The sequence below is a fragment of the Streptomyces sp. NPDC041814 genome (assembly GCF_055590565.1).
Genome location: NZ_JBVJAM010000005.1, coordinates 178,961 through 204,845 on the forward strand (window position 1 = coordinate 178,961; position 25,885 = coordinate 204,845).

Sequence of the window (25,885 nt, forward strand, 5' to 3'; positions counted from 1 at the left end):
GCGCGCCGTTCACCCGGCGAATCGCCAGCCTGTTCTGCGACACCCTTTAGAGCCGGGGGTCCACCGGCTCGGACTCCAACGCCAGGACGGCGAAGACCGCTTCGTGGACCCGCCACAGCGGCTCCCCGTCCGCGAGCCGGTCCAGGGCCTCCAGGCCGAGGGCGTACTCGCGCAGGGCCAGCGAGCGCTTGTGGCCGAGGAAGCGGCCGCGCAGCCGGTCCAGGTTGTCCGGGCGGGTGTACTCGGGGCCGTAGATGATCCGCAGGTACTCCCGGCCGCGCACCTTGATGCCGGGCTGCACCAGGCGGCCCTTGCCGTCCCGGACGAGCGCGCCGAGCGGCTTGACGACCATGCCCTCGCCGCCCCGGCCGGTCATCTCCAGCCACCAGTCGGTGCCCGCGCGGACGGACGCCTCGTCGGCGGTGTCCACGACGAGCCGCCGGGTGACCTGGAGCAGCCCGGTGGGGTCGTGCTCGACCAGCCGGTCCAGCCAGGCCAGCTGCTCGTCGTGCGGTACGGAGGCGAGGGAGCGGCCCTGCACGGCGAGGATCTGGAACGGCGCGAGGCGCACGCCGTCCAGCCCGTCGGTGCCCCAGCAGTAGCGCCGGTACGCCTCCGTGAACGCGGCGGCGTCCTCGGCCCGCTCCCGCTGCCGGTCCGCGAGCGCGCCCACGTCGACGCCGCGCGCGGCGGCCGCCGCCAGGGCCCCGTTGGCGGCGGGGAACACCGCACCGGAGGCGGCGCCCACGGCCGCGTACTGCGAGCGGAGCAGGCCGCGCGCCTTCAGGGACCAGGGCATCAGCTCGGCGTCGAGCAGCACCCAGTCGGTGCCCCACTCGTCCCAGAGCCCGGCCGCGGTCACGGCCGTGCGCAGCCGCCCGAGCACCGCCTCGGTGAGCGCGGAGTCGTCCAGGAAGGGGCGGCCGGTGCGGGTGTACAGCGCGCCGGTGGGCCCGTCCTTCCCGGTGCCGAAGCGGTCCCCGGCCGCCGCGGCGTCCTTGCAGACCAGGGCCACGGCGCGGGAGCCCATGTGCTTCTCCTCGCACACCACCTTCGCCACTCCGGCCGCCCGGTACTCGCCGAACGCCTCGGCCGGGTGCTCCAGGTAGCCCTCCTCACGGGAGGTGGCGGTGGGTGCCATGGTGGGCGGCAGGTAGGGCAGCAGCCGCGGGTCGACCGCGAACCGGCTCATGACCTCCAGGGCGGCGGCCGCGTTCTCCTCGCGGACGGCGAGGCGGCCCATGTGCCGGGTCTCCACGATCCGGCGCCCCTGCACGTCGTCCAGGTCCAGCGGCCTGCCTTCGCGGCCCCCGGGCGCCTCCGTCTCCAGCGGCTTCACCGGCTCGTACCAGACCTGCTCCGCCGGTACGTCGACGAGCTCGCGCTCCGGCCAGCGCAGCGCGGTCATCTTCCCGCCGAAGACGGCACCGGTGTCCAGGCAGATGGTGTTGTTGATCCACGAGGTGCTGGGCACGGGCGTGTGGCCGTAGACCACGGCGGCGCGGCCCCGGTAGTCCTCCGCCCACGGATAGCGCACAGGCAGCCCGAACTCGTCGGTCTCGCCGGTGGTCTCCCCGTAGAGCGCGTGCGAGCGGACCCGGCCGGAGGTGCGGCCGTGGTACTTCTCGGGCAGCCCGGCGTGGCAGACGACGAGGCGTCCGCCGTCCAGCACGTAGTGGCTGACGAGCCCGTCGATGAAGGCGCCGACCTGGCGGCGGAACTCGGGGTCCTTCGCGTCCTCCCGTTCCAGTTGCTCGACGGTCTCGGCGAGGCCGTGGGTGAGCTGGACCTTGCGGCCGTTGAGATAGCGGCCGAGCTTGTTCTCGTGGTTGCCGGGGACGCACAGCGCGTTGCCGTCGGCCACCATCGACATCACGCGGCGCAGGACGCCGGGGCTGTCGGGGCCGCGGTCGACGAGGTCGCCGACGAAGACCGCGGTGCGGCCCTCGGGGTGGGCGCCGTCCACGTAACCCAGCTTGCCGAGGAGGGTGTCCAGCTCGGAGCGGCAGCCGTGGATGTCGCCGATGATGTCGAACGGTCCTGTGAGGTGGCGCAGGTCGTTGTAGCGGCGCTCCAGAACCACTTCGGCCTGCTCGACCTCGTCCTCGGAGCGCAGGACGTGCACCTTGCGGAAGCCCTCGCGCTCCAGGCCGCGCAGGGAGCGGCGCAGCTCGCGGCGGTGGCGCTGGATGACGTGGCGGGGCATGTCCGCGCGGTCCGGGCGGGTCGCGTTGCGGGCGAGGCAGACCTCTTCGGGCAGGTCGAGCACGATGGCGATGGGCAGCACGTCGTACTCCCGGGCGACGCGTACGAGCTGGCGCCGGGCTTCGGGCTGCACGTTCGTGGCGTCCACGACGGTGAGCCGGCCCGCGGCGAGGCGTTTGCCCGCGATGTAGTGCAGGACGTCGAAGGCGTCCTTGCTGGCGCTCTGGTCGTTCTCGTCGTCGGCGACGAGGCCCCGGCAGAAGTCCGAGGAGATGACCTCGGTCGGCTTGAAGTGCCGCCGCGCGAAGGTGGACTTGCCGGAGCCGCTGGCCCCGACGAGCACGACGAGGGAGAGGTCGGTGACGGGGAGGGTGCGCAAGGCGCTTCCGGTGCCGTTGGTGCTGTTCATGCGGCTTTCGCCTCCTTCTCGGTCTCGTCGGTGGTGGTGGCGGTGCTGAACACGGCCATCTGCGTGGGCGGGCCGACCTCGGGGTCGTCCGGGCCGATGGGCACGTACTCCACGCCGTAGCCGTGCCGGGCGGCCACCTCCTCGGCCCAGGCCCGGAATTCGGCCCGGGTCCACTCGAAGCGGTGGTCGCCGTGGCGGGTGTGGCCGGCCGGAAGCGTCTCCCAGCGGACGTTGTACTCGACGTTGGGCGTGGTCACGAGCACCGTGCGGGGGCGCGCGGAACCGAACACGGCGAACTCCAGGGCGGGCAGGCGCTCCGGGTCCAGGTGCTCGATGACCTCGCTGAGCACCGCGGCGTCGTATCCCGTGAGCCGCTTGTCCGTGTAGGTCAGTGAGCCTTGGCGCAGCGTCACACGGGCGGCCTGCCGCTCCCCCATCCGGTCCAGCTTCAGCCGCCGCGAGGCGATCGTCAGGGCGCGCATGGACACGTCGAGGCCGACGATCTCCGTGAAGCGCGGGTCCTTCAGCAGCGCCTGCACCAACTGCCCCTGTCCGCAGCCCAGGTCGAGCACCCGGGCGGCCCCGGCCGCGGTGAGCGCGGCCAGGATCGCGTCGCGGCGGTGCACGGCCAGCGGCACCGGGCGCTCCTCGGTGTCGGAGCTCTCGTCGACGGCGTTGTCGACGCTCTCGACGTCGAGGTCGTCCGCCTCCGCTAGCCGCACCAGTTCCAGCCGCTCCATCGCCTGCCGGGTGAGCCCCCAGCGCCGCGCCAGGTACCGGCTGGTGATCAGCTTGTGCTCGGGGTGCTCCGCCAGCCACCCCTCACCCGCGCGCAGCAGCTTGTCCACCTCGTCGGGCGCCACCCAGTAGTGCTTGGCGTCGTCGAGGACGGGCAGCAGCACGTACAGCTGGCGCAGCGCGTCGGCGAGCCGCAGCTCGCCTTCGAGCACCAGCCGTACGTACCGCGAGTCGCCCCACTCCGGGAACGTCTCGTCCAGCGGGACGGCGTCCGCCTCCACCCGCGTCCATCCGAGCGGACCGAAGAGCTTGCGCACCAGCTCGGCACCACCACGGGCCGGCAGGGCGGGCACTTCGATCCGCAGCTCCATGGGGGCCGCCGCCCGCTCGGGCATCGCCTTGCAGGCACCGCTCAGCGCGGACTTGAAGACGGTGCTCATCGCGACGGACAGCAGCGAGGATGCCGCGTACGGGCGGTCGTTGACGTACTGCGCGAGTGCCGCGTCGGGCGCCCCGCCCCGGCCCTTGCCCTTCCCCTTGCGCACCAGCGCGACGGGATCGACCTCCAGCAGCAGGGCCGCCGTGCACCGCTCCGCGGACGCCTCGGGGTAGAAGACGTGCGCGGTGCCGTGGGAGGTGGAGAACGCCTGCGCCCGCCCGGGATGCTTGTGCAGCAGAAACCCGAGGTCGGTGGCGGGACGTTCCGGGGAGCCGGTAGTACTGATCGTCAGGAACACACGTTTGAGTATGATCCGCCTGCTCACCTCCCACCAGGTAATTTCCGTGTCCCGCCACACGTGCTCCCACCGAGCTTCCAGGAGGCGCCATGCTCATCCGCCCGTCGGTGCTGGCCGCCGCGCGGCGTCACTCGGTCGGCCTGCGCCGGGACGGCACCGTGCGCGCGGCGGGCGGCGCGCTCACGACCGCCGAGTGCCGGGTCGGCCGGTGGGACGGGGTGGTCTCGGTCGCGGCGGGCAACGTCCACACCGCGAGGAACACGGGCAGGTCCCATACGGTGGGCCTCCGTTCGGACGGCACGGTGCTGGCGACGGGGTGGAACGGCGACGGACAGTGCGACGTCTCCGGCTGGCGAGGCGTCACGGCCGTGGCCGCGGGCTGGCGCCGCACGCTCGGGCTGCTCGGGAACGGCCGTGTGCTGGCGGCGGGCCGGTGCGCGGAAGGGCAGTGCGAGGTGGGGCCGTGGCGCGAGGTGGTCGCCCTCTCGTGCGGTGACTGGCACTCGGTCGGCGTCCGGGCCGACGGTTCCGCGGTGGCCACGGGGAACAACCGGCGCGGGCAGTGCGCCGTGGCGGAATGGCGCGGCCTGGCCGCCGTCTCGGCCGGGTATCTCCACACCGTCGGCCTCGGAGCCGACGGGCGCGCCCTGGCCACCGGCGACCGGGCGAACGGCGCGTGCGAGGTGGGTGCGTGGGAGGACGTGGTGGGGCTGGACGCGGGCAGCTGCCACACCGTCGGTGTCACCTCCTCCGGACGGGTCCTCGCGGTGGGCGACAACAGCCACGGACAGTGCGAGGTCGGCGGCTGGCGCGACATCGTCGCCGTGGCGGCGGGCTCGACGCACACGCTCGGCCTGCGGACCGACGGCACGGTCGTGAGCACGGGGAACAACGCGGACGGGCAGTGCGAGGTCGCCACCTGGTCCGGCATCCGCCTGCGGTGACCCCGCGGGCCACGCCCCCGACGCCGACCGGCACCCCCGCGCGAGCCCACGCGGTGTCACCCCTCCCCGGCTCCCCCCTCGGGGCCCCCGGGCGCACCGCGCCGCGCGGCCGCCAGCCTCGCGATCGCCTCCGGGCCCACCCGGCAGCAGCCGCCGATGAGCCGTGCGCCCGCCTGCTGCCAGGACGCCGCCCGGTCCGGGGTGAACGTGGCCGCCCCGGCCCAGGCACGGGCCCCCGCGTCCCAGCGCTCGCCGCTGTTCGGGTAGACCACGGCCGGCTTCCCGGTCACCCCGACGGCTGTCCGCGCGGCGGCCTCCGCCTCGGCCGGGTCGCAGCAGTTGACGCCGACCGCGATCACCGCGTCGTGCCCCCGGGCCAGGGCGAACGCCTCGTCCAGTGGCTGCCCGGCCCGGGTCCGGCCCCCGGCCACGGTGTAGGAGAGCCACACCGGCAGCCCGTACTCCCCCGCCACCCGCAGCAGCGCCCGCGCCTCGTCCATGTCCGGCACCGTCTCCAGGGCCAGCGCGTCCGGCCCGGCGGCGGCCAGCGCCTCGATCCGGGGGCGGTGGAAGCGTTCAAGCTCCCGGACGGTGAGCCCGTAGCGGCCCCGGTACTCCGCCCCGTCCGCTGTCACCGCCCCGTACGGGCCGACCGAGGCGGCCACCCAGACGTCCCGTTCCACCGTGCCGGCCGCCCGCCGGGCCAGCTCCACGCTGCGGGCGAAGAGCCGGGTCGCCTCGTCCCGCCCGATTCCGCGCCGCTCGAAGCCCTCATGGCTCGCCTGGTAGCTGGCGGTGATGAGCACCTGGGCCCCCGCCCGCACGTACGCCGTGTGGGCGGCCTCGATCTGTCCGGGTCCGTCGGCGAGCAGCCGGGCGGACCACAGCGCGTCGGACAGGTCGCAGCCCTGCGCCGCCAGCTGGTTGGAGAGCCCGCCGTCGAGGACGAGCGTGCCCTCGGCCAGCGCGGCGGCCAGCGGACGGCTGGGCCCAGGTGTCATCGCGTCCCCCTGCTCAGCCCAGCTGGGACTGGACCTGGGAGGCGATCAGCTCCAGGTGGTCCAGGTCGTCCAGGTCGAGGACCTGGAGGTAGATCCGCGACGCCCCGATCGCCGCGTAGCGCCCGATCTTGTCGACCACCTCGGCGGGCGAACCCGCCAGCCCGTTGGCCTTCAGCTCGGCCACCTCCCGGCCGATGACGGCCGCCCGGCGCGCGACCTCCGCGTCGTCCCGGCCGACACAGACGACCAGGGCGTTGGAGTACACCAGGTCGTCGGGCTTGCGGCCCGCCGCCTCGGCCGCCTCCCGGACCCGGCCGAACTGCTTCTCGCTGTCCTCCAGCGAGGCGAACGGGATGTTGAACTCGTCCGCGTACTGCGCGGCGAGGCGCGGGGTGCGCTTCGCGCCGTGCCCGCCGATGAGCACCGGTACCTTGGCCTGCGCCGGCTTGGGCAGCGCCGGCGAGTCCGTCAGCTGGTAGTACGTGCCGTCATAGCTGAACGTCTTGCCGACCTCGGTCGCCCACAGCCCCGTGACGATCGCGAGCTGTTCTTCGAGGCGGCCGAACTTCTCCTTCGGGAACGGGATGCCGTATGCCTTGTGCTCCTCCTCGAACCAGCCTGCTCCCAGGCCGAGTTCGACGCGGCCACCCGACATCTGGTCGACCTGCGCGACCTGGATGGCGAGGACGCCGGGGAGCCGGAAGGTGCCCGCCGTCATCAGCGTGCCCAGCCGGATGCGCTTGGTCTCGCGGGCCAGCCCGGCCAGCGTGATCCAGGCGTCCGTCGGCCCGGGCAGGCCGTCGCCCTGCCCCATGCGCAGATAGTGGTCGGACCGGTAGAAGGCGTCGAAGCCGAGGTCCTCGGTGGCCTTGGCGACGGTGAGGAGGGTGTCGTAGCTCGCCCCCTGCTGGGGCTCGGTGAAGATGCGAAGATCCATGCCTCCATCCTGCACCCGCGCGCGCCGCTCACCCTTCTCCGGGGCGCCGTCCGCGGGGAGTCGCGGCCTCGGAGGGCGTATCGGAGCGCGTATCGGAGTACGTACCGCTCACAGAAGGCCGCTCACTGAATACCGGACACGGGGCCCACCGAGCCGTGCAGCACGCCGTGCGGACCGTCCCGCTCCCGGCCGCGCTCCAGATCCTCGCGCCGCTCCCGCTCCCGCTCTTCGAGGAGACGGAGCATGGAGCGGACCCGGTCCGTCGACTCGTCGGCGGCGTCGATCGCCTCCATGCACTGCCAGTACAGGCTCTGCTCATCGGTCTCGCACGCCACCCCGACCAGGGCCATACCGACCTCCCCGAGCAGCGCGGCAAGGCCCGTCAGGGCTCCGCGGGGATCGGCGACCTCGGTCAGCCGTGCCGCGCGGGCCACCCCGGCACGGGCCGCCGGATGGTCGAGCGCGCCGCTGCTCCTGCCCCCGATCTCGCTGAGGGCGCCCGCCTCGGCCCGCAGCTCCTTGGGACCGCCCGCGGCCAGCCGGCTGCCGACCGCCTGGGCCAGGGCCTGTGCCTGCCACGCCTCGGCGATGATGTCCGGTGTGCCCCGGCTCTGCGCCAGCGCCTGCCTGATGACCGCTACCAGCCGTTCCGCTTCCATCGACTGCCCCCGTTCGACGCGAAATCCCACTCTTCGCTGCGGAAAACCCGCTCATCACGTTCATTACCCACAGTGAGGGCGGTCGCACCGAAACGCCAGAGGATTTCGGAAATCTGTGGACACTCAATCGAATGTGTACAAGTCGATCACTCCGAAGAGTGACGATCTTGGTCGCCCGTGGGTCCGGGGACCGGAAAACGCGACTCATTCCGTTCGATCTTGGCCGCGAGTGCCGCGAGGACGTCGATCCCCAGCACCTCGCAGAACTGGAGGAGATACGCGAGCACGTCCGCGACCTCGTCCGCCACGCGGGGCGCCCGCTCCGGATCCTCCATGACCCGCGCCGACTGCTCGGGCGTCAGCCACTGGAAGATCTCCAGGAGCTCGGCGGCCTCCACGCTCAGCGCCGAGGCCAGGTTCTTCGGGGTGTGGTACCGCCCCCAGTCACGCGCGTCCGCGAATGCGGCCAGGCGCCTCTGGAGAGTCCGTACGTCGATTTCGGTCACCGGCTGTTCCTACGCCCCCGGCACCCCGGCCGCGGTGACGCCCTCGACCTCCATGCCGGCGGGCGAGAGCAGGAAGACATTGCGGTCCACCCGGTGCATGCCGCTGCCGAGCCCGAAGACGACGCCGCTGGCGAAGTCCAGGATGCGCTTGGCGACATCGGCCTCCGCGCTGGTCAGGTCGAGCAGCACCGGCACCTGGGCGACCAGGTACTCCGCGACCTCGCGGGCGTCGGCGAACACCTGGACCCGCAGCACGACCATCCGGCGCTGCTCGGCGGGCTCCGGATCGTCCTGGACCATGCGATGGTCCACCCGGGAGGGCCACTCGTCGCGGCTGCGCAGCGGTACGACCTGGGCCAGCCCTTCCCACTGCTCGTCCGTCACGTCGTACCTGTCGTACCTGCTCACCGGACCACCCCGTCCGCACGTCGGTCGGCGTTGTGCCGGCTGCGCTCACTGTTCATCGGGCGATTGTCCCCTCCCTCACCCGTTCGGCCTACGAGCGACACGGCTCAGGAATCGATTGCCGCCGCCGGAAGCACCTCCGAGGGTTCCGCGACCGTGATGGCGCCGCTCGGCGCGGTGGTGGTGTCGAGGGGAGTGAAGCGGATCGGAAGGTGGGCCAGCGCACGGTGGAACGGGCCGGGGCGCCACAGCAGTTCCTCCGGCGCCACGGCCAGCCGCGCGTCGCACAGGAGGCTGGTGAGCTGTTCGATCGCGGTCATCGCGATGAGCAGGGCCGGCTGTTTGGCGGGGCAGCGGTGGGGTCCCGCCGACCAGGCGAGATGCGCGCTGGCCCCGGACCGGAAGCCGTCGTCCGAGACGGGCGGCGGGGACTGGGAGTTGGCGGCGGCGTAGGAGACCAGGACGAGCTGTCCCGCGCGCAGCCGGACGCCGTGGAACTCGGTGTCGTGGCGCGGGTAGTGGGCCGCCAGGTTGGCGATCGGCGGGTCGCGCCACAGCACCTCGTTGATCGCCTCGTGAGCGGTCATCGCGCCGCCGTGCAGCGAGCCCGCGTAGCGTTCGTCGGTGAGCATGTGGAGCGTGGCGTTGCCGATGAGGTTGGTCATCGGATCGTTGCCCGCACTCATCACCAGGGTGATCTGACGGACCGTCTCGTCGTTGTCGAGCCCCGCTGGATGGGCGAGGAAGTACGAGGTCAGGTCGCGGCGCGGCCGGGCGCGGCGGTCGGCGACGAGGCGGGTGACGACGTCCACGAGGTCGGCGTACGCGGCGGCGGCGTCGGCGGCCGAGTTCATCATCCCGGCGATGCCGTCCACGATGCGTTCGCCGTCCTTGGGGTCGGCGCCGAACCAGGTGACGAAGATGTGCATGGGGAGCCGGCGGGCGTACTGGGCGATGAGGTCGCCGCTGCCGGTGGCGGCGAACCGGCCGATGAGCTGGCGGGCGACGCGGGCGACCTCGGCGCGCAGGATGTGCGGTTCGATGAGCGCGAGGCTGTCGTTGATGGCCTCGCGATAGCGGGCGTGCACCGCGCCGTCGCTGAACAGGGCGGTGGGGCGGTGCCCCAGCACGGGCAGGACGGGCGAGTCCGGCGGGACGGTCGCCTGCCAGGAGCGGGGGTCCTTGCTGAACGTGTGGGTGTCGCGCAGCAGGTCGATGGCGGCCTGGTAGTCCGTGACGAGCAGCGCCTCGACGTCGGGGGCGATCCGCACCGGTGCGAGCGGGCCGTGCTCGCGCAGGGCGAGGTAGTGGCCCTGCGGGTCCGCCGCGAAGGCCGGGCCGAACAGCGCGAGGGGCTGCGGCGGCGGTGCGTACGTGGTCATGAGGCGTCCTCGGGCTGCGGCATGCGGGTCAGCACGTGTTCGGCGAGTGCGATCAGGGCGTCGATGCTGCCGCGCCGCTCACGCGCGTCGCACTGGACGAGCGGGGTGGTGTCGTCCAGGTCCAGGTGCTGGCGCAGGACCTCGTCGCTGTGCGCGGGAGCATCGGGGAAACGGTTCACCGCGACGGCGTACGGCAGTCCCTGCTCCTCGACCATGTCCATCACGGCGAAGGAGTCGGCGAGCCGCCGGGTGTCCACGAGGACGAGCGCGCCGAGAGCGCCGCGCGCGATGTCCTCCCACAGCGGCAGGAACCGCTCCTGTCCGGGGGTGCCGAACATGTAGAGGACGAGGTCGTCGGGGACGGTGAGGCGGCCGAAGTCGATGGCGACCGTGGTGGTCGTCTTGTCGGGGAGTCCGGCGGTGGAGTCGACGCGGGTGCTGGACTGGGTCATCGCCTCCTCGGTGTGGAGGGTGGCGATCTCCGAGAGGGTGCGGATCAGGGTGGTCTTGCCCACGCCGAAGGGGCCCGTGACGACGAGTTTCATCAGGGTCCGGGCGGCGGCCGGCAGGTAGCCGACGCCGGTCCGGTCAGGGGAGGGAGCGGAGTCCATCGAGCAGCCTCTCGACAAGCGACCTGTCGATCTGCCCGGCACTGGGTATCGGCGGTCGGGTGAGCAGTAGTCCGGTGGCCGCGAGATCCGTGGCCAGGAAGACGGTGGCACTGACCGGCAGGTCCAAGTGGGCCGCGCACTCGACGACGGTGAGGGCACCCGGTTCCAGCAGGTCGCAGAGTCTGCGGGCCTGGGTACCGGCGTCGTCGGGCACGGGCGCGTCGGTGCGTACGAGGACGGCGAGCCGGTCGAGGGCGGGGCCGGCGGGGCGGGACCGGCCGCCGGTGACCAGATAGGCGGGGATCAGGCGGCGTGCTGGGCCGGGGGTCATGGCCGGGCGGCGGTGTCCGGTTGGCGGGCGGGTGCGTGCATCGCCCGGGTGAGCGCGGTGACCTGGACCTGCATCTGGTAGGCGATGTCGCCGAGTTTGGCGCCGGGTTCGGCGAACAGGGCGAGGGTGGTGTTGCGGCCGGCCGGTACGACGATGGCGAAGCCCAGGTCCGATTCCACGACGGTCTGGGCCAGTTGCGGGGCCTCGGCGTCGGTGAAGGCGGTCGTGAAGGCACGGGCGGCGGCGTGCAGGGTGGCGGTCATCGCGGCGACCCGTTCGCCGGAGGCCCGGTCGAGTCCGGGGGACGCGCCTTCGACCAGGCCGTCGCCGGTGGCGACAACGGCGTGCTGGACTCCGGGCAGCTCAAGCAGCGGGGTCAGCACCCATGCGAGGTCGCCTGAGTTGGGGCTGGGGGCGCTCACTTCTCGTCGTCTCCTTGGTCGTCCTGGTGGTCGGGGGCGTCGGTGTCCGGTGCGGGGGGCCGCCCGGTGACGCTCCTGCCGTTGAGGGTGCCCTGCTGGAGGGCCGCCCAGGAAGCCCCTGCTGCCTCCGGAGTTCGGGCCGGCTGGGCGGCGCTCGGCTCGGCGGCCCGGGCGGCGGCGGCCGCTCCGGGTGTGCGGCGCGGCGCCCGCCGGCGCCGGCTGGGCAGTCCGGTGGGCCCGGAGGCGTCCGGTGCGGGGGTGTCCGCGCCGGCCGGGACCGGCTGGGCCGGGGCGGCCGTCACGGGGGCGGGGGCGAGGGCGGAGAGGTTCCGGTCCTCGTCCAGCACGGTGAGCAGGTGGGCCGGGACACGCAGGATCGTCCGCATGCCGCCGAACGGGGACGCCTCGATGTGGCACTCGAAGCCGTACTGCACGACGAGCCGGCCCACGACCGCGAAGCCGGTCTGCGGCGGGTCGCCGAGCTCGGTGAGCAGGACCTCGCTGGGTCCGGCGAGCAGGGCGCGGGCCCGTTCGAGGGCGTCCTCGTCCATGCCGATGCCCGCGTCGTCCACGACGAGGAACGCGCCCCGGCCGCCGCTCTGCTGGACGGTGACCTGGACGTCGGTGTCGGGGTGGGAGTACGCGGTGGCGTTGGCGAGGAGTTCGGCCAGGGCGATGGCGAGGGGTTCGGCGGCGCGGGCGGCGAGCGCCAGGCGTTCGTCGCGCAGGTGGTTGGAGACCTTGATCCGCTCGTAACCGGCGACGCGGGACTGGGCGCCGAGGACGATCTCGACCAGGGGCGAGTTCTGGCGGGCGAGGCCGGGCCAGGCGTCGCACAGGACGGCGGTGGACTGGGTGCGGCGCAGCGCGAGTTCGTTACGGAAGTCGAGCTGGAGGATGCGCGGGTCGTCGTACTCGTGCTGGAGCTCGTGCAGCAGCTGCTGGGACTGGTTCAGCAGGGACTGGATCTTGGCGGAGGTGCCGCGCATCGCGGCGCGGGCCGCCGCGTCCACGCGTCCGCGCTCTTCGAGGACGGCGGTCCGCGCGGCCTGGACGGCCTCGGTGAGCAGGAGGGCGGCGCCGCCGTCCACCTCGGCCGCCTCGCGCAGTCCGGGGACGGTGGCGCTGGGGTGGGAGAGGGCGAGGGCGGCGGCGGGTATCCGTCGGCGCGCGAGCTGCCGGATCTCGTCCAGGAGGGCGGCGGTGCGGGCCTCGGCGGCCTTGGCCTGGCGCTCGGCGAGTTCGGCACGGGTGACGGCCTGCTGCTCGGAGAGGCCGGTCCGGTAGGCGCGCGTGAAGCCCACCACCGCGGCGACGACGGCGATCAGTGCGACGATCCATGCCATGCCGTTACCGCGTTTCTCTCGTCGGGTCGGTCCGCCGGTGCGCGCGGGGCGGGACCGCGCGGTCAGCCCGCGCTGCCTGCCGGCTCACAGACCTGCTCCACTTCGTGTGCGACCGTGGCGACGTCGGTCATGACCTGGACGACGCTGCGCCGCTCCGAGCCGTCGAGCTGCCGGTATTCGCTGCCGATGGTGACCACCAGCCGCTCGGGCAGGCCGAGTCCGGGGTAGCGTCCCTCGGCGATGACCTGGCGGGCCGCGTCGATGGAGGGGACGCCCGCGGCGTGCAGGGTGTGGGCGCGCTCGCGGATGTATTCGAGGTACGCGATGTGCTCGCGGACGCCGTTCCGGTCGAGGACGGGTCCGTGGCCGGGGACGATCGTTTCGGCGCCGGTGGCCAGCACCTGTTCGCAGGCCCCGATGATGTTGCTCAGCGGGCCTTCCCAGTGGATCGGGTGGTCGCCGGGCTGCTCGTCGGACGACGAGAAGATGATGTCGCCGCTGAACACGGTGGACTGGGCGGGCAGGTGCACCATCAGGTCGCCACTGGTGTGCGCGGGTGCGAGCGAGGTGATCTGCACCGGGTAGTCGCCGAGGCTCAGTTCGAGCTCGCCCGTGAAGTAGGTGGTCGGCCGGACGGGCTCGGTCTGCGACCAGTCGAACGGGCCGAAGTGGCGGGCGAGGTAGGCCCCGAGCGGGGTGGCCGGGTCGCCGCCGGTGACGAGCGCGTGCTGCTGCTGCGGCGAGGGCTCGTAGTGGATGTGCTCCCTGGCCTCGCGGGTCACGATGATCTCGGCGTCCGGGAGCACGCCCGCGCCCCAGAAGTGGTCGCCGTTGGCGTGCGTGACGATCACCCGGTCGATGGTGACGCCGTCGGGCAGCCGCTTGCTGGACTCGGCGAGGAACTGGCCGGCGAGCACCGGGTCGTAAGGCGTGTCGATCCACAGCGCACCACGGGGCGAGACGAGCAGGCCGCAGTTGGCCAGCCCCCAGCCACGCTTCGGCGGGAGCCAGGCGTACAGGCCCCTGCCAAGGTCAACGACATCCCCACCCGTGATCGACATGGACGCGATTATGCCGACCGGTTTCCGGTCGCGCGTTCGAACCCGGCCAGATGGGCACGCGATTGGCTTGAAATAGACCTTGCGTCGTCGCGCGAGCGGCCGGGCGGTGACCGTACGACACCATTTCAGGCCGACTTCGTCACCATTACGGGTTACGGCGCCGTCAAACCGGAAGGGGGCGATTACCCACTGAGCATGGCCGAAAAGAGACGCCAAAAGGCCCCCGGCGCGACCGCGTGGAGCGGCGCGCCGGGGACCTGTGGCTCGGTCGGCCGGACCGTCAGGAGCGGACCTGGCCGCGTTCGAAGTACGCGACCAGCTCCGGGTCCAGCGGCGGCACCTCGTGAGGTGCGCCGCCCTCGCGCAGGGAGCGGGTCGCGAGGACACCGGCGGCGACGCTCATCCGGGCGGCGACCGGGGAGGTGTCGGTGACTCCCCCTTCGCGGACGAACCGGACGAACTCCTGCATGATCCGGCTGTCGCCGCCACCGTGGGAGCCCTTGGCCTCGGGCACCCGGTAGGTGATGTCGGCGTCGGCGCGGTAGCCGCTGGGGCCGGTGTTCCAGACCTTGACCTCGTCGCCGGGGCCGTCGCCGAAGTTCTCCAGCCGTCCCTCGGTGCCGATGACCGTGTAGTTGCGCCAGTAGTCGGGGGTGAAGTGGCACTGCTGGTAGGCCGCCACGACCCCGTTGTCCAGCTGCATGTTCATCACCGAGACGTCCTCGACGTCCACGATGTGGTGCAGGTCCTTGCGGGCCGTCGGCGGCCAGTCGAACTCGCGCAGCCAGTTCTCGGGGCGCGGGGTGTCCGGCTCGCGGCGCGGCAGATTGCCGTAGACGAGCAGGTCGCCGAGGGCGTTGACGCGCCGCGTGTAGCCGCCGGCCAGCCAGTGCAGCACGTCGATGTCGTGTGCGGCCTTCTGGAGGAGCAGGCCGGTGGTGCGGGTGCGGTCGGCGTGCCAGTCCTTGAAGTAGTAGTCGCCGCCGTAGCCGACGAAGTGGCGCACCCAGACGGCCTTGGGCTGGCCGATGTCGCCGCGCGCGATGATGTCGCGCATCAGCCGGACGACACCCATGTGGCGCATGTTGTGGCCGACGTAGAGCCGGGTGCCGGTCTCGTACGCGGCGCGCAGGATGTTGTCGCAGCTCTCGACGGAGATGCCGAGCGGCTTCTCCACGAAGACCGCCTTGCCGGCCCTGAGGGCGTCGATGGCGATGACCTCGTGGGTGTCGTCCGGGGTGGCGACGATGATCGCGTCCAGGTCGTCCCGGCCGAGGAGCAGTTTGTAGTCCTCGACCGCGATCTCGGCGCCGAAGCGCTCGGCCTCGCGCCGGCGCACCTCCGGGTCGAGGTCGCAGACGGCGGTGATCGCCGATCCCTTGCCGGGGTGGTGGGCCGACATCGCGATGGACCGGCGCAGGCCGAGCCCGATGACGCCGAGTCGCAGGTCTGACACGGGAGTCCCTTCAGTTGGTGCGGGTCGTGCGGGCGGAGGTTACTTGCCGGCGAGCGACGCCTCGAACTCGGCGCGCATCTTGTCGCCGCCGCCGGAGCGCCACTTGCGCAGCTCGTCCTTGAAGGCGGAGACCGGCTTGCGGCCGGCGACGATGTCCAGCTGGATGTCGCTCATGGCGGTGGTGAGCGACGGGCTCTTGCTGGTGGACGTGTCCGAGAAGTGGCCGCTCGTCGGGTTGGTCTGGGCGATCTTGAGCAGCTCCTCCTGCCAGCCGTGGATCCTGCTCGCCATGTCGCCCCGGCCCGGCAGGTAGATGTACTCGGGCCCGGCGGCGAGGAAGGCCAGCGGCATCGCGGTGGTGACGGCCTCGGAGTTGCCCTTGGCGGTGAGCTTGACGTCCCCGTCGGAGGTGCGGTTCCAGTGCTTGCCCTCGATGCCGTTGTCGAGGAAGAGGCGCTCCTCCGTGCCGAAGGGAGCGGCCAGGTAGTCCAGGACGCGCAGCAGCATCTTGACGCGCTTGTCGTCGGCCTTCTTGTTGATGGCGGTGTAGCCGACGGAGCCGTAGCCCATGTTGTAGTGCGGGGTGGCGCCTTCCTTGGCGGCGAACGGCACGATGACGCCGAACGGGAAGTCGTACGTCTTGGCGTCGACCAGGAAGCTGGGGAAGGACTGGACGTAGGCGCCGAGGGAGCCCTGGGCCATCTTCTCCATGGTGGTGCTGAGGTTGGGGTCCGGCCAGAAGAGCTTGGCCTCGGCGCACTTGACGGCGAAGGCCAGGGCCTCCTGGTACTCCTCCGTCTCGTACTGGTGCGTCAGCTTGCCGCCTTCCAGGCGCCAGGCGCTGGGGGCCCCGAACCACTGGGCGAACTGGGCGATGTGGTTCACGTACGCCGGTTCCAGGACGTACTTGTTGCGCTTGACGTCCAGCAGCTCCTTGCCCTTGGCGAGGAAGTCCTCGGCGCTGGTGAACTCGGCGCCGCCGACCGGCTTCCAGAAGTCCTGGTTGACGACGTAGACCTGGCCCATCGAGCCGTAGGCGACGGTGACGCCGCGGATCTTGCCGTTGACGACGGCGGTCTTCCAGGCGGTGGTCGGCAGGTTCGCGAGGTTGGGGTACGCCTTGACCGCGTCGCCCGACAGGTAGGGGGTGAGGTCGTGGAACTTGGCGTCCAGGAGCTCGGGCACCCGCTGGATGCCCTGGTTCGGCGGGAACCACACCAGGTCGGGTATGTCGCCGCCGGCCATCATCGCGTTGAACTTGGTGAGGTACGCGTCGACGCCCTGGTCCACGACGATCGTCATGTCGAACCGGGCACCGAGCCGCTTGTTCAGCTCCTGCCAGTAGGCGTTCTTGCCCTGCGGCGGGGCGGGGGTGGTGAACGTCTCGGTGAGGGCGGTGATGCGGCTGCCGTCACCGGGGGTCTTCGCGACGGACCTGGTGAGCTTCTTGGGGTAGCGCAGGTAGGTCGCGTCGAGGCCCGCCGCGTTGCCCGCGAGGTCGGCGGGGGCGGTCTGGGCCGCCACGTACGTCGGGAGCTTGAGCTTGGCCGACGCCTTGGCGCCGCCCTTGCTGACCGTGGCGCCGCTGCCGCAGGCGCTCAGGGTGGACAGACCCGCGACGGTGAGGCCGGCGATTCCCGCGGCGCCCATGAAACCGCGTCGGGACAGGTGGGTGGACATGGGGCTCCTTGAAGTGGGTGGCGTGCGGGGCGGTGGTGCGGGGCGGGCCGGTCAGCCCTTGATCGCCCCGGTGAGGACGCCCTTGACGAAGAACTTCTGCAGGAAGGGGTAGACGCAGAAGATGGGCACGATGGCGATGATCAGCACGGCCATCTGCAGGGAGGTCGCGGGCGGGATGGAGTGGACGCCCATCGCGGAGGCGTTGATGCTCTGCCCGTTGAGGACGTAGCTCCGCAGGATCACCTGGATGGGGAACTTGCTGGAGTCGTTGAGGTACAGCACCGCGTTGAAGAAGCTGTTCCAGTAGCCGACGGCGTAGAACAGGCCGACCACGGCGAGGACCGCCTTCGACAGCGGGAGCACGATCCGGAAGAGGACCGTGACCTCACCGGCGCCGTCGATGCGCGCCGCGTCGTACAGCTCCTCCGGAATGCTCTGGAAGAACGAGCGGACGACGACGATGTTGAAGGCGTTCAGGAGGACCGGAAGGATCAGTGAGGCATACGTATCCAGCATGTGGAACTGCTGGACCGCGAGGTACGTCGGGATGATGCCGGGCGCGAAGAGGAACGTCCCGAGCACGAGCAGCAGGATCGGCTTGGCGAGGACCGTGCCCGGCCGCGAGGTGCCGTACGCGATCATCACCGTGCACGCCAGGCTGAGCGCGGTGCCGATCAGCGTGATGAAGATGGACACCACCGCGGCCCGGGTGACCACGCCCCCGGAGAGGATGACGCGGTACGCCTCCAGCGTCGGGTGGTGCGGGATCAGCACGTAGCCGCCGTTGGCGTTCAGCTCCTCGCGGCCCGCGAGGCTGGTGCCGATGGCCAGGACGAACGGGTAGAGCACGATCACGGTCAGCACGATGAGTGCGAGGCCCTTGGCGCCCTGCCCGTACCAGTGCGGGCGCTCCATCCACGGCGGGCGGCCGTTGGACCTGCGGGGGCGGGCGGCCCCGGACCGGGCTGCGCGCAGCCGGGTCGCGACGGACTGACTCATCGGTACACTCCCTGCTCGCCGAAGCGGTGGGCCAGCTTGTTGGCGGCGAGGATGAGGGCGAATCCGATGACGCCCTTCATCAGTCCGGCGGCGGTGCTCATGCCCCAGTCGCCGTCCACGACGCCGTGGAAGTAGACATAGGTGTCCATGACCTCGGCGGCGTCCGGGCCGACGGCGTCGCGCTGGAGCAGGATCTGCTCGAAGCCGACCGAGAGGATGTCGCCGAGCCGCAGGATGAGCAGCATCAGGATGACCGGCCGGATGCCGGGCAGGGTGATGTGCCAGATCCGGCGGAGCCAGCCGGCGCCGTCCATGGCGGCGGATTCGTACTGCCCCATGTCGATCGAGGCGATGGACGCCAGGAAGATGATCGTGCCCCAGCCGCAGTCCTTCCAGATGGCCTGCGCGGTGATGAGGAACTTGAAGGTGCCGGGGTCGGTCATCACGTTGCCGATGCTGACCCCGTGCTCCATGAGGAGCGTGGTGACCGATCCCGCGCCGCCGAGCACCTGCTTGAACATCGCGACGACGACGACCCAGGACAGGAAGTGCGGCAGGTACACGACGGTCTGGATGAACCGCTTGATCTTCTCGCTGATGAGCGAGTTGAGCAGCAGTGCCAGGGCGATCGGCGCCGGGAAGTAGAGGAGGAGCTGGATCGCCGTGATCTGGAGGGTGTTGGACACCGCGCTCCAGAACTCGGGCTCGGCCAGCAGCGCGGTGAAGTTCGCCATCCCGACGAACGGACTCTCCTTGAAGCCCAGGAACGGCTGGTAGTCCTGGAAGGCGATGACGTTGCCCGCGAGCGGCAGATAGAAGAAGAGGACGAAGTACAGCACTCCGGGGAGACAGAAGAGCAGAAGCGCCTTGTCCCGCTTGATGCGCTGCCGGAGCGGCTGCCGTATTCGGTTCTTCCTGCCCTTCCTCCCTGCGGGGCGTTCCGCGTCTTCCGGGTCGCGGGGTTGCGGCACGGGCGGCCGCGCAGCTGTGACCGGCGTGTTTGCCATCGTCACAGGCACCTCCAGGGCTGATGGAGCGAGAGAACGTCCCGCATACGTGGAGGGCGGCGCGCGCTTCGGGGAAGCTCGGCCGCTGCCTCTTCGCGGCGACAGGCACATAGTTCACGACCGTGCGGCCATATGGCAAGAGTTGTTCATTTCGCAGAGGTAACGAACATCTATGGGCAGGCAAAAGTCAGCCCATGTGGCACCTCGGGGCGTCGCAGACGCGGCAATCAGCACATAAGGGGCGCCTAGTGGCTGCAAAATGGGAGCGGAATGCACTGTTCCTCCGTCAAAACCGGCCGCCTTGCGCGTGGTTGTGCTTGATCGCGCACACTTCACGCACGATCCGGGACCCTGAACCGGTTTGGACGCGCGCGAAGAAGCGGGGGGGGGGGGGGGGGGGGGGGGGGGGGGGGGGGGGGGGGGGGGGGGGGGGGGCGGGGGGGGCGGGGGCGGGGGGGGCCCCCCACGCCGCCCGCTGCGGCGTTGGTTGTGAGGACCCCCCCCGCCCCCCCCCCCCCGCGGGGCCCCCCCCCCCCGGGGCCCCCCCCCACCCCCCCCGCCCCCCCCCCCGGGGGGGGGGGGGCCCCCCGCTGCGGGTACGGCGAGGGGTCAGACGGCGATGACCGTGACACCGGCCTCGGTGAAGCGGGCGGACGCCTCGGGGGCGATCCCCCGGTCGGTGACCAGGAAGTCGACCAGGGAGAGGTCGCAGACCCGGGCGAAGGCCCGCTTGCCGATCTTCGAGGAGTCGGCGGCGACCACCACGCGCTGGGCCTGCTGGGCGAGCAGCCGGTTGATACTGGCCTCGCCCTCGTGGTGCACGTACGCGCCGCGTTCGGTGTCGATGGCGTTGACGCCGAGCACGGCCACGTCGAGCGTTATCTCGCCGAGCACCCCGCTGGCCAGCGGGCCGGTGAGCTCGTACGACTGGGGCCGGGCGACTCCGCCGGTGACGACCATCTTGATCTGCGGCCGGATCACCAGCTCGTTGGCGATGTTGAGGGCGTTGGTCACCACCGTCAGCGTCGGCTGCCCCACCGTGCCGCCGGCGCCGTCGCCCACCAGGTCCGCGCGGACGGCGAGCGAGCGGGCCACCTCGGTGATGGTGGTGCCGCCGGTGAGGCCCACGACCTCGCCCACCGCGACGAGTTCGGCGACGGCACGGCCGATGGCCTGCTTCTCCGGGGCGTTGCGCCCCGTTTTGTACCGGAGGGCCAGCTCGTAGCTGACGCCGTGCGCGATGGCGCCACCCCTGGTGCGGGTGAGCAGTTGCTGTTCGGCGAGCTGGTCCAGGTCCCGCCGGATGGTCGCGGCGGAGACGTCCAGCGTCTTCGCGGCGTCCTCGACGTCCACCCGGCCGTGCTTACCTACGAGTTCCAGCAGTGCGTTCCACCGGGCATCCCTGGACAAGACGGTTCTCCTCACAGGTCCGGGCTGCGGGCGCCCATCCCCTTGGGCGCGATCACCGGACAGGCGCAAGCGTCGCACAAGGCTCCGGCGAGTCAAGCCCTCTGCACGCGGAATGCTTGATAATGCTCGCTCCTCGCGGGTAACGTGCGTAAACGAGCATCCCATCACCAGTACGGAGTGCAAAAGTGTCATTTGTCGAGATCGAGATCGCCAGTCAGCCGGAGTGCTGGCGCCGCGCAGCGGAGCTGGCACCGAGTCACGCGGCCGCGCTGCCCGCGCCCGGCGAGCGCGTCGCCGTCGTCGGCTGCGGCACCTCGTTCTACATGGCTCAGGCATACGCCTCGCTCCGTGAGGAGTCCGGGCAGGGCGAGACCGATGCCTTCGCCGCCTCCGAGTTCCCCACCCGCCGCCGCTACGACCGCGTCGTCGCGCTCACCCGCTCCGGCACCACGACCGAGGTGCTCGAACTCCTCGGCCGGCTGAGCGGCACGACGCCCACGGTGGCCATCACCGCCGACCCCGCGACCCCGGTGATGACCGCCGCCGACGCGGTCGTCGTCCTCGACTTCGCGGACGAACAGTCCGTCGTCCAGACCCGGTTCGCCACCACGCTGCTCACACTGCTGCGCGCGCACCTCGGCCTGCACACCGACGCCGTGGTCCGGGACGCGGAGCGGGCGCTCGCCGAGCCGCTGCCGGAGGGCCTGGTGGACTGCACGCAGTTCACGTTCCTCGGGCGAGGCTGGACGGCCGGCCTGGCCAACGAGGCGGCGCTCAAGATGAAGGAGGCGTCGCTCTCCTGGACCGAGTCGTACGCCGCGATGGAGTACCGCCACGGCCCGATCTCCATCGCCACCGACACCACCGCCACCTGGATGTTCGGCACCGCCCCCGAGGGCCTGCGCGAACAGCTCCTGGAGACCGGTGCCCGCTGGGTGGAGAGCGGCCTCGACCCGCTGGCCGACCTGGTCCGCGTCCAGCGCCTGGCCGTGGCCCGCGCCGCGGCGCGCGGCCTCGACCCGGACGCCCCGCGCCACCTCACCCGCTCGGTGGTCCTGGCGGACGCCTGAGCGCGTACCGCGCCTCAAACGCCGGCGGGGCCGATATCAGCCCGTCCGGCGTTTGAGGACCAGGGGTCCGGGCTCGGCGCCCCCGGTCAGGACTCCTCGAAGTGGGTGTCCAGGACCGCGTCGAAGCCCTCGGTCCACTCCTTGAGACTGCTCCGGGACGGCGCCTCGACCTCGCCGTTGAACCAACGCCGCGACGACAGGTGGACGGTGACGGTGAACCGGCGGCCGAATCGGGCCGGCTTCAGCTCGACCGCGCCGATCTCGTCCCAGCCGAAGTCCGCCTGCTGGTCGTCCAGCGTGAACCGGACGCCCTCGGGCCCGGCCGAGATCGAGCCGCGCCGGTCGCTCACCTCGAACGAGGGCCCCTCGGCCTTCTCTTCGTCGCTCTCCTCCTGCTCGTCCTGCTCGTCCTCCTCGTCGTCTTCCTGCGCCACCGGCGCGTCCTCGGCCGGCGGCTCGGCGACGGCGTCCGCGGGCACGGGCTCCTCGGTGTTCTCCGGCTCCTCCTCCACCGCTTCCGCGGGTCGGGGGGCCGTGAGACCGGGGATGTACGCCGGGTCGGTCCCTGCGGCGTACGCGGGCTGGGTCTTCGGGTCTATGCGCTGCTCCACGGCGGGCAGTATGGCCGACGAACCTGTACGGGGCCAGTAAGTCCGTGTCGGGGGGCGGGCCGGGGCCGCCCGGCCCGCCCCCCGGCGCGGGGCCCCGCGCCCCGCGTCAGCCGGTGGCGCAGACCTCCTTGCCGAGCGAGAATGCGGCCGGTGCCGTGTTGCCACCGGTCAGCGTGCCCGTGAAGCCGAAGCCCGCGGACGCGCCCGGCGCCACCCGGCCGTTCCAGGAGACGTTGGTGGCCGTGACCTTCGCCCCGTCCTGATCAGCCGTCGCGTTCCACACCTGGCCGACCTTCTGCCCGTCCGGGAAGGTCCAGGCGAGCTTCCAGCCGTCCAGCTCCGCGCTGCCCGTGTTGGTGAGCGTCACATCGGCCTGGAAGCCGCCGGACCACTGGTTGGTGACCTTGTACGTCACCGAGCAGGCCGCGTCACCGGGGTCGGTGCCGGGATCCGTGCCGGGGTCGGTGCCCGGGTCCGTGCCGGGGTCGGTGCCGTCGCCGTCCGAGGAGTCGCCGTACATGATTCCGCGCCCGTTGGTGGACACGTACACCCGGCCGAAGACGCGCGGGTCACCGGTGATCGCGGCACCGGTCCAGCCCCACTGGTGGGCGTCGTCGTTGACGCGGGTCCACGTGGCACCCGCGTCGGTGGACCGGAAGATGCCGCGCACTCCGCCGATCTTCGCCGAGACGAAGAGCGTCTGGTACGAGGCGCCCGCCGCCGCCTTGCCGAAGCCGACGGAGTCCGCCTCGTCGACGCCGCTCAGCCTGGTGAAGGTCGCCCCCGAGTCGGTCGAGTGCCACAGGCCGTACGCGCCCGTCGTGGCGCCGCCCGCGAGCCAGATGTCGCCCTCGGTGCCGGGGACCGCCTTGAAGCGGACGTTGCCCTCGGTGGGCAGGCCGCTGGACGCCTTCGCCGTGAAGGTCGCGCCGCCGTCCGTGGAGACGTAGAAGGTGCCGGCCTTGAACCCGTAGAACTTCTTCGGGTTCTTCCGGTCCGACTCGACCGTCGCGCCCTGCGGTATCCCCGTGGACGCCGACCACGAACTCCCGTACCCGGTCGTGTGATAGACCCCGGCGCCCTCGGGGCTCCAGACGAAGCCGCTCGCGTCGGCCGCCGCGGCGACCGTGCCGCCGCCGGTCACCCCGGAGGGCTCGGAGCCCTGGAACCAGTTGGAGCCGTTGTCCGTCGAGAAGCCGATGTGCGGCGCGGCGTCGGCGCTGCCGACCCGGACCACCGTGTTCGGGCTGCTCTCGGCGAAGTCGATGCTCGTGGTCGAGGTGAGGTTGGGCGAGGTGAACATCATGTCCGGCACGGCGTCGAGGTCGGTGTGCCGGAAGCCCCCGATGTCACCGAGCGCGCTGAGCAGCGGCGCCCCGGACGGCGGGCTGGCCAGGTCGTTGACCGCGGTCTCCTCCAGGCCCTTCACCATCGGGGTGATGTTGAACTGGCTGCCGGAGTCCCAGTTGGTGAGGTTCTCGGTGCCGTAGATCGTGGCGCCGGTGCCGTACATCATGCGGTTCGAGTCGAACGGGTCGATCTCCAGCGCCTCCGTCATCCAGCCCAGCTTGGGCGTGGTCTCCGGCGGCGTCGGGTTGGCACCCCAGGTCAGCCACGGCACCGAGGAGACGTCCTGGGTGAAGCGGTTGGCGCGGTTGGGGTAGCTGGTGTAGTCCCACGCCTGCGTCCAGGTCGCCCCGCTGTCCGTGGAGCGGAAGATCTGGGTGTCGGGCCACCAGGAGCTGTACGCGGTCGCCATCACCGTGCCGGGGTGCTGCCGGTCCACGGTGAGCCCGCTGAAGCCGTAGTAGGTGTCCGCCTCGGCGACCGGGCTGACGTCCTTCCACTCACCGGTCGCGGTGGTGTAGCGCCAGATCCGCCCCTTGCCGCCGTCGTACGGGCCACCGGTGTCGCTGAGGGTCAGATACAGGTAGCCGTTGTCGGAGTCGAGTACGCCCTTGTGCGCCAGGTATCCGGTCGGCTGCCCGGCGATCCGCGACCAGGTGGTCCCGCCGTCCGTGGAGCGGTAGACGGTGTTGTCCTTGTCGGCGACGCCGACGTAGATGTCCTGGGTGGCACTGCCCGCGCTGCCGCTGCGCTCGTCGAACGTCACCCAGACGATGCCCTGGTTGTCGTTCCCGTAGCCGCTGGTGTCGGTCGGGTCCTGGGAGTAGTTGCCCGGGTTGGGGAAGGCCGTCACCTCGGACCAGGTGGCGCCCGAATCGGTGGACCGCCAGAGGCCGTTGCCGCTGGGCGCGCCGAGGTAGAGCACGGAGTTCTTGTTCGGGTCGACCGCGAGCCGTTCGCCCATGCCCCGGCCCGGCATGTTGCCGCCGAGCTTGAAGGGCAGCGTGCTCGCCTTCCAGGTCGCGCCCCGGTCCGACGAGCGCAGCACCGCGCCGTTGGTGGGGTCCCAGTCGTTGGTGTACGTGCCCACGGCGGCGTACACCTTGTCCGGGTCGACGGAGTCCGAGGCGAGGCTCACCACGCCGGTCCAGCCCCAGTGGTCCCAGTCCACCCAGTCCAGCAGCGGCTTCCACTGCTTGCCGGCCTGGTCCCAGCGGTAGGCGCCGCCGATGTCGGTACGGGCGTAGGCGAGGTTCTTCTCGGACCGGTTGAAGACGATCCCGGGGACGAAACCGCCGCCGTCGATGCGGACGTTCTTCCAGTCGTACGTGTCCGCCGCGAGGGACACATCGGATGCCTGGGCGGTGGGCGCGGCGTCGCTGTCCTTCGCCGACGCCGGCGCACCGGAGGCGAAGAGCCCGGCGGTGAGAGTGAGTGCCGCCACCAGGGCAGCGAGGGGTCTTGCGCTTCTGCGCACGGAAACGTCTCCTCCGAACAGGGCCGCCGACAAAGGCGGTTAAGGGCGTGGACGGACGTGGGAGCGCTCCCATTTCGCGTCCCGATGGTAGCGGCGTCACCCCTCCGGGAGAAGAGAAGAGGCAAGGTTCATCGGATGACTCGGGCATGCCGTCCTCGACGGGCGCCCCTGCGGTAAACCGCACCCCGGACGGCGGCGACCCTCATACCGGCGCGGTCCGGCGCTTCCTAGCGTGGCTGGGAGCCGGGGCAGGGTGTCCCGGCGGCCCGTCCGTCTGGAGCCCCGCATGCACCCCGTCCCGCTCGCTCTGCCACAGGAACCCGCCGGAGGTTTCGCCGGCTGGGCGGCCGACCTCATCGACGCCCTCGGCGCTCCGGGGGCCGGTCTGGCCATCGCCCTGGAGAATCTCTTCCCGCCGCTGCCGAGCGAGGTGATCCTGCCGCTGACCGGGTTCGCCGCCGGTCAGGGGGTGCTGTCGCTCGCCTCGGCGCTGTTCTGGACGACGCTCGGTTCGGTGGCGGGGGCGGCGGCCCTGTACTGGATCGGGGCGCTGTTCGGGCGGGACCGGGTGCACGCCCTGTGGGCGCGGCTGCCGCTGGTCCGGGCGGCCGACCTGGAGCGCACCGAGGCGTGGTTCCTGCGGCACGGCACGAAGGCGGTGCTGCTGGGCCGGATGGTGCCGATCTTCCGGAGCCTGATCTCCGTGCCGGCGGGCCTGGAACGCATGCCGCTGCCGACGTTCCTCGGGCTGACCGCGGTCGGCAGTCTGGCGTGGAACTCCGTTCTGGTGATGGCCGGTTACTGGCTCGGCGACCAGTGGGACACCGTCGGCGACTACGTCGGCGTGCTCTCCGAAGCCGTGCTGCTGCTGGTCGCGGTGGCGCTCGTGCTGTACGTCGTCGTGCGCGTCCGGTCACGCGCGGCGGGACGGGCCAGGCACCGTCGGGGTGCCGGATGAGCGGGCCTGGAACTATGGCCTTCCGTTCGGATCAGGCTGGGTCAGGGAGCGGGGCGTGGTGCGTGCGGCTGCAAGGCGGTAGAGGGCGACAACGCGGAAAGGAGCGGGGCGCGGTGCTGGAGGAGTCCCCCTGGGTGCCGGGCACGTCCGGCCACGTCCCGGCGGCCCGGCTGTCC

General features: G+C 71.8%; 23 protein-coding genes. 3 read left to right on the plus strand and 20 right to left on the minus strand.

Annotated features, from left to right (window positions below; genetic code table 11):
• Positions 1-46 precede the first annotated feature (46 nt).
• Positions 47-2,614, minus strand: coding sequence for a polynucleotide kinase-phosphatase (locus ACZ6C6_RS15495; RefSeq protein WP_469202968.1), 2,568 nt, complete (start codon positions 2,612-2,614; stop codon positions 47-49).
• Positions 2,611-4,089, minus strand: a complete 1,479-nt coding sequence (locus ACZ6C6_RS15500) for a 3' terminal RNA ribose 2'-O-methyltransferase Hen1 (RefSeq protein WP_469202970.1) — start codon at positions 4,087-4,089, stop codon at positions 2,611-2,613. The genes ACZ6C6_RS15495 and ACZ6C6_RS15500 overlap by 4 nt, the downstream gene beginning before the upstream one ends.
• A gap of 89 nt (positions 4,090-4,178) precedes the next feature.
• Here ACZ6C6_RS15500 and ACZ6C6_RS15505 point away from each other — a divergent pair, with 89 nt between their 5' ends.
• On the plus strand, positions 4,179-5,033 hold the full coding sequence (locus ACZ6C6_RS15505; RefSeq protein ID WP_469202971.1) for an RCC1 domain-containing protein: 855 nt from the start codon (positions 4,179-4,181) through the stop codon (positions 5,031-5,033).
• Between the two features lie 56 nt (positions 5,034-5,089).
• Here the strand turns inward: ACZ6C6_RS15505 and mmuM are convergent, their stop codons facing one another.
• The 16 genes from mmuM to ACZ6C6_RS15585 form a co-directional block, all read right to left on the minus strand.
• Positions 5,090-6,034, minus strand: coding sequence for a homocysteine S-methyltransferase (gene mmuM, locus ACZ6C6_RS15510; RefSeq protein ID WP_469202973.1), 945 nt, complete (start codon positions 6,032-6,034; stop codon positions 5,090-5,092).
• Between the two features lie 13 nt (positions 6,035-6,047).
• Complete coding sequence (locus ACZ6C6_RS15515) at positions 6,048-6,971, minus strand: LLM class F420-dependent oxidoreductase (protein WP_469202975.1); 924 nt, start codon at positions 6,969-6,971, stop codon at positions 6,048-6,050.
• Positions 6,972-7,093: 122 nt separating this feature from the next.
• Complete coding sequence (locus ACZ6C6_RS15520) at positions 7,094-7,630, minus strand: DUF6099 family protein (RefSeq protein ID WP_469202976.1); 537 nt, start codon at positions 7,628-7,630, stop codon at positions 7,094-7,096.
• Between the two features lie 146 nt (positions 7,631-7,776).
• Complete coding sequence (locus tag ACZ6C6_RS15525) at positions 7,777-8,136, minus strand: nucleotide pyrophosphohydrolase (RefSeq protein WP_469202978.1); 360 nt, start codon at positions 8,134-8,136, stop codon at positions 7,777-7,779.
• A 9-nt stretch (positions 8,137-8,145) separates the two neighbouring features.
• Positions 8,146-8,544 carry a cell division protein SepF gene (locus ACZ6C6_RS15530; protein ID WP_469202979.1) on the minus strand — a complete coding sequence of 133 codons (399 nt, stop codon included), beginning with the start codon at positions 8,542-8,544 and terminating at the stop codon, positions 8,146-8,148.
• Positions 8,545-8,648: 104 nt separating this feature from the next.
• Positions 8,649-9,923, minus strand: coding sequence for a cytochrome P450 family protein (locus tag ACZ6C6_RS15535; protein ID WP_469202981.1), 1,275 nt, complete (start codon positions 9,921-9,923; stop codon positions 8,649-8,651).
• Complete coding sequence (locus ACZ6C6_RS15540) at positions 9,920-10,534, minus strand: GTP-binding protein (RefSeq protein ID WP_469202983.1); 615 nt, start codon at positions 10,532-10,534, stop codon at positions 9,920-9,922. Before ACZ6C6_RS15540 ends, ACZ6C6_RS15535 begins: the two co-directional genes overlap by 4 nt.
• Positions 10,512-10,865: a DUF742 domain-containing protein gene (locus ACZ6C6_RS15545; RefSeq protein WP_018105822.1), complete on the minus strand. Its 354-nt coding sequence runs from the start codon at positions 10,863-10,865 to the stop codon at positions 10,512-10,514. Before ACZ6C6_RS15545 ends, ACZ6C6_RS15540 begins: the two co-directional genes overlap by 23 nt.
• Positions 10,862-11,287 carry a roadblock/LC7 domain-containing protein gene (locus tag ACZ6C6_RS15550; RefSeq protein WP_469202985.1) on the minus strand — a complete coding sequence of 142 codons (426 nt, stop codon included), beginning with the start codon at positions 11,285-11,287 and terminating at the stop codon, positions 10,862-10,864. Before ACZ6C6_RS15550 ends, ACZ6C6_RS15545 begins: the two co-directional genes overlap by 4 nt.
• Positions 11,284-12,633 (minus strand): ATP-binding protein, encoded by a 1,350-nt coding sequence (locus ACZ6C6_RS15555; protein WP_469202987.1) that lies wholly within the window; start codon positions 12,631-12,633, stop codon positions 11,284-11,286. The genes ACZ6C6_RS15550 and ACZ6C6_RS15555 overlap by 4 nt, the downstream gene beginning before the upstream one ends.
• Before the next feature lie 62 nt (positions 12,634-12,695).
• A complete protein-coding gene (locus tag ACZ6C6_RS15560; protein WP_469202989.1) occupies positions 12,696-13,694 on the minus strand; it encodes an MBL fold metallo-hydrolase in 999 nt (332 codons plus the stop codon).
• A 280-nt stretch (positions 13,695-13,974) separates the two neighbouring features.
• Entirely contained in the window at positions 13,975-15,150 is a 1,176-nt protein-coding gene (locus ACZ6C6_RS15565; RefSeq protein ID WP_469202991.1) for a Gfo/Idh/MocA family protein, read from the minus strand.
• A gap of 39 nt (positions 15,151-15,189) precedes the next feature.
• Entirely contained in the window at positions 15,190-16,830 is a 1,641-nt protein-coding gene (locus tag ACZ6C6_RS15570; RefSeq protein ID WP_469202993.1) for a type 2 periplasmic-binding domain-containing protein, read from the minus strand.
• Positions 16,831-16,881: 51 nt separating this feature from the next.
• A complete protein-coding gene (locus ACZ6C6_RS15575; RefSeq protein ID WP_469202995.1) occupies positions 16,882-17,829 on the minus strand; it encodes a carbohydrate ABC transporter permease in 948 nt (315 codons plus the stop codon).
• Positions 17,826-18,836, minus strand: a complete 1,011-nt coding sequence (locus tag ACZ6C6_RS15580; RefSeq protein WP_469202997.1) for an ABC transporter permease — start codon at positions 18,834-18,836, stop codon at positions 17,826-17,828. The genes ACZ6C6_RS15575 and ACZ6C6_RS15580 overlap by 4 nt, the downstream gene beginning before the upstream one ends.
• 609 nt (positions 18,837-19,445) lie before the next feature.
• Positions 19,446-20,246, minus strand: coding sequence for a DeoR/GlpR family DNA-binding transcription regulator (locus ACZ6C6_RS15585; RefSeq protein WP_469202999.1), 801 nt, complete (start codon positions 20,244-20,246; stop codon positions 19,446-19,448).
• A 185-nt stretch (positions 20,247-20,431) separates the two neighbouring features.
• On the opposite strand from ACZ6C6_RS15585, the gene ACZ6C6_RS15590 reads away from it, so the two are divergent.
• Entirely contained in the window at positions 20,432-21,316 is an 885-nt protein-coding gene (locus tag ACZ6C6_RS15590) for an SIS domain-containing protein (RefSeq protein WP_469203001.1), read from the plus strand.
• Between the two features lie 86 nt (positions 21,317-21,402).
• Here the strand turns inward: ACZ6C6_RS15590 and ACZ6C6_RS15595 are convergent, their stop codons facing one another.
• Positions 21,403-21,927: a hypothetical protein gene (locus ACZ6C6_RS15595; RefSeq protein ID WP_469203004.1), complete on the minus strand. Its 525-nt coding sequence runs from the start codon at positions 21,925-21,927 to the stop codon at positions 21,403-21,405.
• Between the two features lie 106 nt (positions 21,928-22,033).
• Positions 22,034-24,751: a cellulose binding domain-containing protein gene (locus tag ACZ6C6_RS15600; RefSeq protein WP_469203006.1), complete on the minus strand. Its 2,718-nt coding sequence runs from the start codon at positions 24,749-24,751 to the stop codon at positions 22,034-22,036.
• A 286-nt stretch (positions 24,752-25,037) separates the two neighbouring features.
• On the opposite strand from ACZ6C6_RS15600, the gene ACZ6C6_RS15605 reads away from it, so the two are divergent.
• Positions 25,038-25,709 carry a DedA family protein gene (locus ACZ6C6_RS15605; protein ID WP_469203008.1) on the plus strand — a complete coding sequence of 224 codons (672 nt, stop codon included), beginning with the start codon at positions 25,038-25,040 and terminating at the stop codon, positions 25,707-25,709.
• Positions 25,710-25,885: the final 176 nt, after the last annotated feature.